We start from the raw sequence: 14,778 nt of genomic DNA on the forward strand, positions 1-14,778 counted from the left end.
GCACTGTCCGGACGAGGGGACGCAGCACCGTCCGGGCGAAGCGACTCAAGTGACACGAGCGACCGAGGAGTGCGAGTGACGACCGTGGATACACCTGTCCAGAAGATCGCAGAGGCGCTGCGCAAATCGCTGCTGGAGAACGAGCGGCTGCGCCGGCGCTATGACGAGGCCACGGCCGCCGCTGCGGAGCCGGTGGCGATCGTGGGCATGAGCTGCCGCTTCCCGGGAGGGGTGGAGTCTCCGGAGGACCTGTGGTCGCTCGTCGACTCGGGCACCGACGCGATCACCGGGTTCCCGGACAACCGGGGCTGGGACCTCGACGGGGTGTACGACCCGGACGGCGTACGGCCGCACACCAGCTACACCGGGCAGGGCGGATTCCTGCACCGGGCGCCGGAGTTCGACCCGGCGTTCTTCGGGATGAGCCCGCACGAGGCGACCGCCACAGACCCCCAGCAACGACTGCTGCTAGAAGTCGCCTGGGAGGCGTTCGAGCGGGCCGGAGTCGATCCACACAGCCTGACGGGCAGCCGGACCGGGGTGTACGCAGGCGTCATGGCCACCGACTACCCGGTGCGGGTGGGCACGGTGCCCGAGGGTGCCGAAGGATTCATGGTCACCGGCACCGACGGCAGCATCGTGTCAGGACGGATCTCCTACACCCTCGGTCTGGAGGGGCCCGCCGTATCGATCGACACGGCGTGCTCGTCCTCGCTGGTGGCGCTCCACCTGGCCGTGCAGGCGCTGCGCCAGGGCACCTGCTCGCTGGCCCTGGCCGGCGGCGTCACCGTGATGTCCACGGCCCGTACGTTCGTGGAGTTCAGCCGGCAGCGCGGGCTGGCCCTCGACGGCCGCTGCCGGTCCTTCGCCGACGCCGCCGCCGGTACGGGCTGGGGCGAGGGCGCCGGCATGCTCGTACTGGAGAAGCTGTCCGACGCGCGCCGCAACGGCCGCCGCATCCTCGCGGTGGTACGCGGCTCCGCGCTGAACCAGGACGGTGCCAGCAACGGCCTCACCGCCCCGAACGGCCCCTCGCAGCAGCGGGTGATCCGCCAGGCCCTGGCCGACGCCGGTCTGTCCACCGGGGACGTCGACGTCGTGGAGGCGCACGGCACCGGCACCGTGCTCGGCGATCCCATCGAGGCACAGGCCCTGATGGCGACGTACGGCAAGGGGCGTCCGGCCGACAACCCGCTGTGGCTGGGCTCGGTCAAGTCGAACATCGGGCACACCCAGGCCGCCGCAGGCGTGGCCGGGGTGATCAAGTCGGTGATGGCGCTGCGGCACGGCATACTGCCCAGGACCCTGCATGTGGATGCTCCGTCCACCAAGGTGGACTGGGAGGACGGCGCGGTGAAGCTGCTCACCGAGCCGGTGCCGTGGCAGCGCGACCGCCCCCGCCGCGCGGGGGTTTCCTCCTTCGGCCTCAGCGGCACCAACGCGCACGTCATCATTGAGCAGGCGCCCGAAGCCGAAGCGCCCGCGGTGGCCGCGCCGGACACCTCGGCCGCGCTGCCCTACCTCATCACCGCGAAGAGCGCAGCGGCGCTGCGCGCCCAGGCCGACCGGCTCGCCGAGCGGGTCGCGGCCGACCTCGGACTGCGCCCCGCGGACCTCGGGTACTCCCTGGCGACCACCCGTGCCGCGCTGGAGCACCGGGCCGTGCTGGTCGCCGACGGCCGGCACAGCCTGCTGGCGGGGCTGCGGTGCACCGCCGACGGCGACACCCCGGACAACCTGGCGAGCGGCATAGCCGCCGGCCGGGCCAAGGTCGCGTTCGTCTTCCCCGGGCAGGGTTCGCAGTGGGCCGGCATGGCCCTGGAACTGCTGGACCGGGCACCGGTGTTCGCCGAGCGGATACGTGCCTGCGCGGACACCTTCAGCCCCTACGTCGACTGGGACCTGCTCGCCGTACTGCGGGGCGAACCTGACGCGCCCATCCTCGAACGCGTCGACGTGGTCCAGCCGGTGCTGTTCTCCGTGATGGTCTCGCTGGCCGAACTGTGGCTCGCCAACGGTGTGAAGCCCGCCGCGGTGGTGGGCCATTCGCAGGGCGAGATCGCCGCGGCCTGCGTCGCGGGCGCCCTCTCCCTCGAAGACGCCGCCCGCGTGGTGACGCTGCGCAGCCAGGCCATCGCCCGCCGGCTGACCGGCCCCGGCGGCATGATGTCGGTGTCCTCCCCCGCCGAGCAGGTCGCCGAGCGGCTGCGCCGCTGGGACGGCCGGCTGTCCGTCGCCGCGATCAACGGCGCCGGTTCGGTCGCCGTCTCCGGTGACTCCGACGCACTGGACGAGCTCCTCGCCGAGCTCCGGGCCGAGGACATCTGGGCGCGCAGGATCCCGGTCGACTACGCCTCGCACTCCGCCCATGTGGAGTCCATCGAGCAGGAGTTGCTGGAAGTACTGGCGGACATCACGCCCCGCCCCTCGCGCATCCCGTTCTACTCGACGGTGACCGCGTCGCTGATCGACACCGGCGAGCTCGACGCCTCGTACTGGTACCGCAATCTGCGGCAGACGGTGCGCTTCGAGGAGACCACCCGGGCCCTGCTCGCCGACGGCCACGGCGTCTTCGTCGAGGCCAGCCCGCACCCGGTGCTGTCCATGGGCATCCAGGAGACCGGCGAGGCGGCCGGGCGGCCCACCGCTGCCATCGGTTCGCTGCGCAGGCATGAGGGCGGCATGGACCGCTTCCTGCTCTCGCTCGGCGAGGCCTGGGTGCAGGGCGTGGCCGTGGACTGGGAGTCGTTGTTCACGCCGTACGCCCCGGCGTGGGTCGACCTGCCCACCTACCCGTTTCAGCGCCGGCCGTACTGGCCGCGACCGGACGCGGGCGGTGCGGATGTGACCTCGGCCGGGCTCGACGCCGCCGACCATCCGCTGCTGGGCGCGGTGGTGGGGCTGGCCGACGCGGACGGTGCGCTCCTGACCGGCCGGATCGGCCTCGACTCCCACCCGTGGCTGGCCGACCACGCGGCCGGCGGCACGGTACTGCTGCCCGGCACCGCGCTGGTGGAGCTCGCCGTACGCGCCGGTGACCAGGTCGGCTGCGGCCGGGTCGACGAACTCACCCTGACCGCACCGCTTTTGCTGTCCGAAAAGGGCGGCGTCCAGCTCCAGGTGTTCGTGGGCGTACCGGACGCGACCGGACGGCGACCGGTCGCCGTGCACTCGCGCCCGCTGACCGCCCCCGGAGCGGAGAACACCGACGGCGCCGAGACGGCATGGACGGGGCACGCCAGCGGCTTCCTCGTGTCCGAGACTGCGCCGGATGCGAGCGCGGCTGCCGACACGTCGGCCGTCTGGCCGCCCGAAGGCGCCACCGCGCTGGACGTGACGGACCTGTACGAGCGGCTCGCTGACCAGGGCTACGGCTACGGTCCTGCCTTCCAGGGGTTGCGCGCCGCCTGGCAGCACGGCGACGAGGTGTTCGCGGAAATCGCCCTGCCCGAGGACGCCCGCGCCGAGGCCGCCAGGTTCGGACTGCACCCGGCGCTGCTGGACGCGGCCCTGCACGCCGCGGGCCTCGGCCCGTTCGACACTTCTTCCGACACCTCCGACGGACAGATCCGGCTGCCCTTCAGCTGGAGCGGCGTGAGCCTGCGAGCCGTGGGCGCGGCCGCACTGCGGGTACGGGTCTCCCCGGCCGGCGACGACGCGGTGAGTCTGCGTCTGGCGGACGCGACGGGAGCGCCGGTCGCATCCGTCGACGCGCTGATGCTGCGTCCGGTCGCGCTCGGCGGACTGTCGGCCACCCCGGCACCGCACCGCGACTCCCTGTTCCAGGTGGAGTGGCAGGCGGCGGCGAAGGCGGGCGAAGCGGTATCGGCACGCGCGGTGCCCTGGGCTCTCCTGTCCGAGGACGAAACCGCAGACTCTGCCGTGTCCGCCGCACTGCTGCCGGCCGGCGACGCAACGCGCACCGACGGGCCGGCACCGGAGGTGCTGGTTCTCCCCTGCCCGCCGGTCGACATCACGGACGCGGAGCAGGTGCCGCAGCGACTGCGCGAAGTGCTCGGCACCGTGCTGGCCGCACTGCAGCAGTGGTCGGCCGAGGACCGGCCGGTCTCTTCCCGGCTGGCCGTGGTCACCCAGGGCGCCGCAGGCCCCGAGGGGCTGCCGGTGGACGTCGTCGGCGCGTCGGTGTGGGGTCTGGTGCGCGCCGCACAGGCCGAGACGCCGGACTGCTTCGTCCTGGTCGATTCGGACGGCACGCCGGAGTCCGCGCGGCAGCTCGCCGCCGCGGTGGTGTCGGGTGGTGAGCCGGAACTGGCCCTGCGCAACGGCGAAACCTACGTACCCCGCCTCGTACGAGCCACCACACCCCACCCCGACACCTCAACCACCCCCGCCCTCACCGGTTTCGAGGACTGGGGCCCCGAAGACACCCTCCTCATCACCGGCGGCACCGGCGGACTCGCCACCCTCATCGCCGCACACCTCATCACCCACCACCACATCAAAAACCTCACCCTCGCCAGCCGACAAGGACCCCACGCACCAAACGCCACCCAACTCACCCAACACCTCACCCAACTCGGCGCCCACATCACCCTCACCACCTGCGACGTCAGCAACCCCACCCAACTCACCCAACTCATCAACAACACCCCCCACCTCAAAGGCATCATCCACACCGCAGGAACCCTCAACGACGCCACCCTCACCAACCAAACCCCCCACCACCTCAACACCACCCTCACCCCCAAAGCAGACGCCGCCTGGCACCTCCACCACACCACCCAACACCTCAACCTCACCCACTTCATCCTCTACTCCAGCGCAGCCGCCACCCTCGACGGCGCAGGACAAGCCAACTACGCCGCCGCCAACGCCTTCCTCGACGCCCTCGCCACCCACCGCCACACCCAAAACCAACCCGCACACTCCCTCGCCTGGGGACTCTGGACCCAGAACACCAACATGACCACCCATCTGACGACGGCAGACGTCGAGCAGATGGCAAAGTCCGGCGTGCGCGGCCTGTCCGGAGACGAAGGCCTCGCTCTCTTCGACACCGCCGTGTCCAGCGGGACGCCTGTCCTGCTGCCGATCCGGCTGGACCTCAAGGCGCTGCGCGAACGCCCCGGCGACCTGCCACCGCTGCTGAGCTCTCTGGTACGCCCCGTGACCCGGCGCTCCGTAGCGTCCGCGGCTGCGGACGGCGGCGACACGCTGGCCCACCAGCTCCTGCGGATGTCCGTGCCCGAACGCGATCGCCTGCTGCTGGATCTGGTACGTACTCAGGTCGCCGGCATTCTCGGTCATGAGAGCGGCGACGCCGTCGACCCGGACCGCGCGTTCAAGGACCTGGGATTCGACTCGCTCGCCGCTGTGGCACTGCGCAACCGTCTCGGCACGGCGGCCGGAATCCGGCTGCCGGTCACTCTTGTCTTCGACCACCCCACACCGGTCGCCCTGGCGGAGTACCTCCGCACCGAACTGATCGGCACCGACGAGCCCCAGAACACCGGCCCGGTCGTCACCCCGGGCGCGGCCCCCGACGAGCCCATCGCCATCGTCGGCATGAGCTGCCGCTTCCCCGGCGACGTCAACTCTCCCGAAGACCTTTGGGTGTTGCTCGCCGAGGGACGCGACGGCGTCTCACCCTTCCCCGAAGACCGAGGCTGGAACATCGAGGAGATCTGCGACACCAGCGGGCTGCGGGCGAACACCAGTCACTCGCGCGAAGGCGGTTTCCTCTACGACGCGGCGGACTTCGACGCCGAGTTCTTCGGCATCTCCCCCCGCGAAGCACTGGCCACCGACCCCCAGCAACGCCTGCTCCTGGAAGCATCCTGGGAAGCACTCGAACGCGCCGGACTCGACCCCCACGCCCTGCGCGGCAGCCGCACCGGCGTCTTCGCCGGCATCATGTACCACGACTACGCCTCCCGCCTCGGCAACTCCCCACTCCCCGAAGGCGTCGACACCTACCTCGGCAACGGCAGCCTCGGCAGCGTCGCCTCCGGCCGCATCTCCTACACCCTCGGCCTCGAAGGCCCCGCGATGAGCGTCGACACGGCGTGCTCGTCGTCGCTGGTCGCACTGCACCTCGCGGTGCAGGCGCTGCGCAACGGCGAATGCTCGCTGGCCCTCGCCGGCGGGGTCTCGGTGATGTTCACGCCGGAAACGTTCATCGACTTCAGCAGGGCGCGAAATCTGGCACCGGACGGCAGGACGAAGGCGTTCGCCGGAGCGGCGGACGGCACGAGCCTCTCCGAGGGTGTCGGCATGCTGCTGGTGGAGCGGCTCTCCGACGCCCAGCGCAACGGACACCACGTACTGGCAGTCGTACGAGGCAGCGCCGTCAACCAGGACGGCGCAAGCAACGGCCTCACCGCACCCAACGGCCCCTCACAACAACGCGTCATCCACCAAGCCCTCCACAACGCCCGCCTCAACCCCACCGACATCCACGCCGTCGAAGCACACGGCACCGGCACCGTCCTCGGCGATCCCATCGAGGCACAAGCACTCCTCGCCACCTACGGCCAGAACCGCCCCGCCGAAAGCCCCCTGCGGCTCGGCTCCATCAAGTCGAACCTGGGACACACCCAAGCCGCCGCGGGCGTGGCCGGAATCATCAAGATGGTCATGGCGATGCGCCACGGCATACTGCCCAAGACCCTGCACGTGGACGAGCCGTCATCGAAGGTGGACTGGACGTCCGGACAGGTGGAACTACTCACCGAGGCGATGGCCTGGGAGAGCGAGGGGCCGCGAAGGGCGGGCGTCTCGTCGTTCGGGATCAGTGGTACGAACGCGCACGTGATCCTGGAACAGGCACCGGCACCGGCACCGGCACCGGCACCGGCACCGGCCTCGGCCGAGACGGCCGGGCCGAAGCGCGGTGACACCACCGGGCCGGTGCTCTGGCCGGTGTCCGGCGCCAGCCCGGACGCGCTGCGCGCCCAGGCAGCCGGCCTGCTCAACCTCCTGGAACGCGCCGACGCCCCCGCCCCGGCCGACATCGGCTACGCCCTGGCCGCCACCCGCGCACACCTGGAACACCGCGCCGTCATCACCGGCACCGACCCGGCAGAACTCAGCACCGGACTGCGCGCCCTGAGCCAGGACACCCCCGCCACCGAACTCGTCCGCGCAGTCGCCCGCACCAGCGGCAGGACCGCCTTCCTGTTCACCGGACAAGGTGCCCAACGCCCCGGTATGGGACGCGAACTCGCCGCAGCCTTTCCGGTGTTCGCGGCAGCCCTGGACGAGGTGTGCGGACACCTGGACCCCCTGCTGGACCACCCCCTGAAGGACGTGCTCTTCGCTCAGGAGGGTTCGGACCTGGCGGTGCTGCTGGACCGGACGGAGTACGCCCAGCCCGCCCTGTTCGCCATCGAGACGGCCCTGTTCCGCCTGGTGGAGTCGCTGGGTGTACGCCCCGATCTGCTGGCCGGGCACTCCATCGGCGAGATCAGCGCGGCGCACGCCGCCGGCGTGTTCTCCCTCGCCGACGCCTGCACCCTGGTCGCCGCGCGCGGCCGCCTCATGCAGGCCCTGCCCGACGGCGGCACCATGGCCGCCCTCCAGGCCACCGAAGACGATGTCCGCACCCACCTCAACGGCGTCGGCAACGCGGCGATCGCGGCGGTGAACGGCCCTCGCGCAGTGGTGGTCTCCGGCACGGCGGCCTCCGTCGACAAGGTCGTGGAGGCAGTACGCGCCCAGGGCGGCAAGACCTCGTACCTGAAGGTCTCGCACGCCTTCCACTCCCCGCTGATGGACCCGATGCTGGACAAGTTCCGCACGGTGGTGTCGGGCCTCGCCTACAGCGAGCCCCGTACCCCAGTCGTCTCGAACGTCACCGGACGCACCGCCACGCCGGGTGAGCTCACCTCCCCCGACTACTGGGTGACCCACGTCCGCGAAGCCGTCCGCTTCAACGACGCCATACGCGCCCTGGCCACCGAAGGCATCACCACCTACCTCGAAATCGGCCCCGACGCGGTCCTCACCGCCATGGCCCCCGACGCCCTCCCCGACGACACCACAGCCGTGTTCGTCCCGCTCCTGCGCCGCAACCGCCCCGAGAAGGCCGAGACCCTCACCGCCCTGGCCCGCCTCTGGACCAGCGGGCACACCATCAACTGGCCCGCCCTGCACACCGGCCGCCCCGCCCGCCCGGTCGACCTCCCCACCTACCCCTTCCAACACCGGCGCTACTGGCTGGAGTCCACCCCCGACACCGGCGACGTCACCACCCTCGGCCAGGACTCCGCCCGTCACCCCCTGCTCGGCGCCGTACTCCACCGCGCCGGCACCGACGAATCCATCCTCACCGGCCGCATCAGTACCCGCACCCACCCCTGGCTCGCCGACCACAGCATCATGGGCGCCGTGCTCCTGCCCGGCACCGCGCTCGTCGAACTCGCCATCCACGCCGGTGACCACACCGGCACCCCCCACCTCGAAGAGCTCACCCTCCAGGCGCCGTTCGTTCTCCCCCCGGAGCAGGCTCTCCAGCTCCAGATCACGGTCGGGCCCCCTGACGCATCCGACCGCCGCACCCTCACCATCCACTCACGCCCCCAGTCCGCGGACGCGGCCTGGACCCAGCACGCGGAAGGCACTCTTACCGCCCAGTCCCCCACGCCCGACGCCGACTCCGCCCTCACCACGTGGCCGCCGGTCGGCGCCCTGCCCATCCCCCTGCACCACACCTACGAAGACCTCGCCACCCAGGGCTACCACTACGGCCCCGCCTTCCGGGGCCTCAAGGCCGCCTGGCACCATGACAACGCCGTCTACGCCGAAGTCGCCCTCCCCGAAGAGGCCCACGGCGATGTGGGCGCGTTCGGGCTGCACCCCGCCCTCCTCGACGCCGCACTCCATGCCGCCGACCTGGGCAGCGCCGACGTCCACGACGACGAACCCGAGCAGTCGGGCATGCTGCTCCCCTTCGCCTGGCAGGGCGTGACTCTCCACGCGTCCGGCGCGACGCGGCTGCGGGTGCGGATCAGCCGTACCGCCGCCAACGCGCTGTCCGTCGTCGCAGCCGACCCGCAGGGCGAGCCGGTCGCCTCCGTACGGTCCCTTGTGCTGCGTGCCCTCAGCACGGAACAGCTGCTCATCTCCAGCAGCGGCCCGCACGGTGGCCATCAGCCGCTGTACGGCGTGGACTGGCTGCCGGCTCCGCTGCCCGCACCGGCCGTCGGGAGCGCGGACGTCCTCACGATCCGTCCGGCCGGCGCGTACCCCGGAGCGGCCGAGTGGCTGGCGGGTGCCGAGGCACTCCTGCCGGCCGAAATACCGGCCGACGTACTGGTCCACTGCGACGACGAGCCCGATGCCGGCGCCGCGTCGCCCGCAGCGGTACGCACCGCCACCGGCCGGGCGCTGATTCTGCTCCAGCGGTGGCTTACGGACGAACGGTTCGCCTCGTCCCGGATCGTCGTCGTCACCCGGCGCGCCGTCGCCGCGTCCCGTCCCGGCGAGGAGGCCGAGGACGTGCTCGACCTGGCAGGCTCGGCGGTCTGGGGCCTGGTGCGCGCGGTGCGCGAGGAGCACCCGGGCCGGGTGGCGCTGGTGGATGTGGACGGTACGCCGGAGTCACGGAAGGCGCTGTCGGCAGCCGTGTCGATCGGGGAGCCGGAGGTCGCCCTGCGTGGCGCTGCCGCGCTCGTCCCCCGGCTCGTACGGGTTGCCACCGGTGCGGACCGTACCGACCGCGCGAGCAGCCAACTCGACGCCGACGGAACCGTATTGGTCACCGGAGGAACGGGCGGCCTGGGCAGTGCCCTCGCCCGTCATCTCGTGACGGCACACGGCGTACGCCACCTGTTGCTGCTCAGCCGCCGCGGTCCGGCGGCCGAAGGGGCCGACAAGCTCGCCGCCCAACTGGCCGACCTCGGCGCGAGCGTCGACATCGTGGCCTGTGACGCGGCGGACGAGGACGAACTCTCCGCGGTCCTCGCGCGCATTCCGGCCACACGTCCGCTGACCGGCGTCGTGCATGCCGCCGGTGTACTGGACGACGCGACGCTGGCCTCGGTGACACCCGAGCAGTTCGAGACGGTACTGCGCCCCAAGGTGGACGCGGCGCTCAATCTTCACCGGCTGACGGCGGACGCGGAGCTGGCGGCGTTCGTGCTCTTCTCCTCCGCGGCGGGCACGCTCGGCGCGGCCGGGCAGGTCAACTACGCCGCCGCGAACGCCTTCCTGGACGCGCTGGTCCAGCATCGGCGGGCGCAGGGGCTCACCGGGCTCTCGCTGGCCTGGGGTCTGTGGAACGCGGAGACGGGGATGGGCGACCAGCTCGCCGACGCCGATCTGCGCCGGATGGCGCGCTCCGGCATGCGGGCGCTCGGGGCGGACGAGGGCCTGGCCCAGTTCGACGCCGCGCTCGCTCGGGGCACGTCCGGGCGGCCGGTAGTGCTGCCGATGGCTCTGGATATCGCCCGCGCCCGTACCGGCAGCGGCACCGACGGCGTACCGGCGATGCTGCGCGCACTGGTACGGGCCCCGTCCCGCCGGGCCGTGGACAACGGCGGCGGAGCGGCGGCCGAGTCACAAGGCGCCCTACTGGTGAGCCAGTTGGCGTCGCTGTCGGCCGAGGAGCAGGAGCGGACGCTGCTGCACCTGGTGCGCAGTCACACGGCCGAGGTGCTCGGTCACGCACGGGGCCAGGCAGTTGATCCGCTGCGAGGGTTCGTGGAGCTGGGCTTCGACTCGCTGACGGCTCTGGAGCTGCGCAACCGGCTCGGCAGTGCCAGTGGGCTCCGGCTGCCGTCCACGCTGATCTACGACCACCCGACTCCGCTGGCCGCGGCCCGGCATTTGCGGGCCGAACTGGTCGACGACGGTGCCGCCCAGGGTTCGTCGCTGGAGGCGGAACTCGCCGGCCTGGAAGCCGCCATGAGCGGCGCCGCACCGGACGAGGCCGAGCACGCCAGGGTCGCGGCGCGGCTGCGGGCGCTGACGGCGCAGTGGGGCAAGGTCTCCGAGCCGGAAAGCCGGCAGACGCCGGCCGACGACCGGGCGGCGTTGGAGTCGGTCTCCGCCGATGAGCTGTTCGACATGCTCGACAGTGAGCTGGAAACCGACTGACCACGCGTCAAACACATGGTGAGGGCCGGCCCCCGGTCGTCGGCTGGGGGCCGGCCCTCACTGTTGTTCAGCCGCGGCCGGGCACCCTCGAAGACGCGCCACCTTCACGCGCACCGTCCTCGCCCACCCTCGCTTCGGGAACCTCCCCCGTCTCGGGAGCCCCCGCCGCCCCGGGGACCTCCGCCCCCGTCTCGGGAGCCCCCGCCCGCGTGTGTCGCAGCAGGATCAGTGAGGTCACAGCCATCGCGAGGAGCAGGCCGACCGCGGTCCAGGAGGCGACGCGCAGCCCGTGCGCGAAGGCCTCCCGTGCGACGTCGAGCAGCTCCTCACCGGTACGGGACGGCAGGTGCTGCGCAGTCTCCACCGCGCCGCCCAGGGTGTCCTTCGCGGAACCGACCGCGTCGCGCGGCAGACCGGCCGGAGCCTCCCGGGCCACGTCGTGCCGGTACACGGCGGTCCCGATGCTGCCCAGGATGGCGACGCCGAAGGCGCCACCGAACTCAGTGGCGGTCTGGGACAGTCCGGAGACCGATCCGGCGCGGTCGGCCGGCGCCGTGGCGATGACCAGGTCGGACGTGGTCGTCATGACCAGCGTGATGCCGGCCGCCATGATCACCGTGCCGAGGGCGAGCACTCCGACACCGGAGCTCGCGTGGAGCTGGGAGAGCACGCCGTACCCGGCGGCGGCGACCACCAGGCCGCCGGTCACGACCACTCCGGGTCGTACGAACCGCACCAGCAGCGGGGCCGTCGCGGAGCTGACCAGGGCGGCGCCCGCGGCGGGCAGCGCCCAGAGCCCCGCCTGCAACGGCCCGAACCCGAGCACCATTTGCAGGTACTGGGAGGTGAAGAGGCCGGACCCGACGAGGGAGAAGATCGCGAGCACGCTGGTCGCGACGGACGCGCTGAACGCCCGGTCGCGGAACAGCCTTACATCCAGCAGGGGTTCGGCCAGGACGCGCTGGCGCCTCAGGAAGTACCAGCCGATGCCGAGACCCACGAGGAAGACGACGACGGGTACCGCGCTCACTCCGTCCTCGGCCATCTTCTGGATACCGTAGACGGCGGGCAGTACCGCGGCCAGTGACAGCGCGGCGCTGAACAGATCGAATCTGCCGGGCTTCTCTGCTTTGGACTCCGGGAGCAGGGGCGGCGCGAGGATGAGCAGCAGCGCCATGACGGGCAGGTTGACCAGGAAGACCGATCCCCACCAGAAGTGTTCGAGGAGTACGCCGCCCAGGAGCGGGCCGAGGATGGCGCCGGCGGCGAACGCGCCGGTCCACACGGCGATGGCGATGCGACGCTGCCCGTCGTCGCTGAACATGTTGCGGATGAGGGACAGGGTGGACGGCATCAGGGTGGCGCCGCCGAGCCCCATCAGGGCGCGGGTCGCGATGAGCATGGCCGGTCCACTCGCGAGGCAGGCCACCACCGAGGCCAGTCCGAAGACGACCGCGCCGATCATCAGGAGCCGTCTGCGGCCGATCCGGTCGCCGAACGAGCCCATCGTCAGGAGCAGCCCGGCGAGGACGAACGGGTAGATGTTGACGATCCAGAGGAGTTCCGCGCTGCTCGGGCCCAGCTCGGCGCTGATGAACGGCAGTGCATAGGACAGCACTTGCATGTCGAGGGAGACCAGCAGGACGGGGAGGATGAGGACGGCGAGTCCTGTCCACTGCTTCCGCCCGGCCCTCCTGGTCGGCTGTATCGCCGCTGTGTCTGCGTTGCTCATGGCGTGTTCCGCTCCTGCTTCGCTGCCCGGTTCTGCGCCTACGCGTTGAGGTAGGCGAGTACTGCCAATACACGCCGGTTGTCGTCTCCCGACGCGGTGAGGCCCAGCTTCGTGAAGATGCTGTTGGTGTGTTTGCTGACCGCTTTCTCGGAGACGAACATCTTGGCGGCGACCGCCGCGTTGGACCGTCCTTCGGCCATCAGTCCGAGCACTTCGCGTTCCCGCTCGGTCAGGGCGTGCACCGGGCTGGTCTCGGTGTCGTGCTTGATCAGCAGCTCGGAGACCACTTTGGGATCCATGACGGTTCCGCCCGCGGCCACCTGACGGACCATGTCGACGAAGCGGCGCACGTCGAAGACGCGGTCCTTGAGCAGATAGCCCACGCCCCCGTTCTGGTCGGACAGCAGCTCGCGCGCGTACATCTGCTCGACGTGCTGGGAGAGCACCAGGATGGGCAGCCCCGGCACCTGCGTGCGGGCCTGCACGGCGGCGTGCAGTCCTTCGTCGGTGAAGGTCGGTGGCAGTCGTACGTCGACGATGGCCACGTCGGGCCGGTGCTGGAGCAGGGCCCGCAGCACGGCGGGGCCGTTGTCCACCGCTTCGACCACTTCGAAGTCGTGGACTGTGAGCAGTTGTACCAGTCCCTCCCTCAGCAGGGCCAGGTCCTCGGCGATCACAACGCGCACGGTAGCTCCATCGTCACTAGGGTCGGTCCGCCGGTCGGGCTGCTGATGCCGAGTTCTCCGTCGAAGGCCGCGAGTCGGCGTTGCAGGCCGCGCAGGCCGCTGCCGCCCTCGGCGTCCGCTCCGCCGCGTCCGTCGTCGCCGACCTGGGCCCGGAGTTTCCCGCCGGCGTACCAGAGGCGCACGCTCGCGCGGCCCGCGCCGCTGTGCTTGGTGATGTTGGTGAGTGCCTCGGCGATCACGAAGTACACGGCCGACTCGACCGGCAACTGGGGCCGGGAGGGGAGGTCGATCTGCACTTCGACGGGTACGGCCAGGCTCACCGCCAACGCCCTCACGGCGCCGTCTAGTCCGCGCTCGGCCAGTACGGGCGGGTGGATGCCGCGTACCAGGTCCCGCAGTTCGGTCAGTGCCTGGCTGCTGGATTCCACGGCGTCGGCCAGGAGTTTGCGCACCATGGCGGGGTTGCTCTCCAGCAGGGTGTCGGCGAGTCCCAGGCTCATGCCGAGGGACACCAGTCGGGCCTGCGCGCCGTCGTGCAGGTCCCTCTCGATCCTGCGGAGTTCGGCCGCCTGGGACTCCACAGTCTCCGAGCGCGTCTCGGTCAGCCGCTCCACCCGCAGGGTGAGCCTGGCGTTGCGGGTGGGGGACAGCAGCAGTCGGTTGAAGCGGATGTGCAGCCGTGCCAGTGATGGTGAGATCAGCAGGCCGAGGACCACGAACAGCATGCCCTGCGGGATGGCGAGGTTGGCCTCGGTCTGGTCGGTGATGAACCAGATCGCTCCGAAGCCCCAGTGCGGTCCCATGCTCTCCCAGAGGAGGGGGGTGACGAACATGCCGTTGAGGCCGTAGGCGACGAACGAGGCGGGCAGCAGTCCCAGGATCAGCCCGACGGGTGTGTCGAGCAGCGTCCACAGGAAGTCCCGCCAGGTGGCGGGGTCGGACAGCAACTGACGGCAGTGCGTGACCGACCCGGCGGTGTCGTAGGGATCGTTCGAGTCGGTGGGGCGGTAGGGCGTTTCGATGGGCACGCCGGACCATTCTTCGGCCGTCCGCCGGTGGAAGTTGGCCAGACCGCGTACCGCGATCATGACGACCGGAAGGACGAGGAAGCCCACTCCGACGACCAGTGAGGCGAGAGTGACAGCCATGGCGGTGAACAGGACGAGGCTGCCGATCTGGGAGAGCACGGCGACCGTCAGGCCCCGTGCGCACCAGTGCAGCCGTTGCGCCAGGCCGCGGGACGATGCCGGTAATCGTGCGGCCCAAATCTTGTTCAACTGCTCCAACCTCCTGTGCCCCGGA

Annotated in this window: 4 protein-coding genes; 1 reads left to right on the forward strand and 3 read right to left on the reverse strand. The window is 71.3% G+C overall.

The window, feature by feature from the left end; translation table 11 throughout:
* Positions 1-84 precede the first annotated feature (84 nt).
* On the forward strand, positions 85-11,058 hold the full coding sequence (locus OG520_RS02345; protein ID WP_406016403.1) for an SDR family NAD(P)-dependent oxidoreductase: 10,974 nt from the start codon (positions 85-87) through the stop codon (positions 11,056-11,058).
* Positions 11,059-11,125: 67 nt separating this feature from the next.
* On the opposite strand, the gene OG520_RS02350 is transcribed toward OG520_RS02345, so the two are convergent.
* From OG520_RS02350 to OG520_RS02360, 3 genes are read right to left on the reverse strand one after another with little or no spacing between them, the layout of a single operon-like run.
* A complete protein-coding gene (locus tag OG520_RS02350) occupies positions 11,126-12,790 on the reverse strand; it encodes an MFS transporter (RefSeq protein ID WP_389983035.1) in 1,665 nt (554 codons plus the stop codon).
* 38 nt (positions 12,791-12,828) lie between these two features.
* Positions 12,829-13,476: a response regulator transcription factor gene (locus OG520_RS02355; RefSeq protein WP_266430959.1), complete on the reverse strand. Its 648-nt coding sequence runs from the start codon at positions 13,474-13,476 to the stop codon at positions 12,829-12,831.
* The gene (locus OG520_RS02360; RefSeq protein ID WP_399331110.1) at positions 13,464-14,753 is read right to left on the reverse strand and encodes a sensor histidine kinase; all 1,290 of its coding nucleotides are present in this window, start codon (positions 14,751-14,753) and stop codon (positions 13,464-13,466) included. Before OG520_RS02360 ends, OG520_RS02355 begins: the two co-directional genes overlap by 13 nt.
* Positions 14,754-14,778 lie beyond the last annotated feature (25 nt).

Source organism: Streptomyces sp. NBC_00984 (genome assembly GCF_045162475.1).
Taxonomy (GTDB): Bacteria; Actinomycetota; Actinomycetes; order Streptomycetales; family Streptomycetaceae; genus Streptomyces.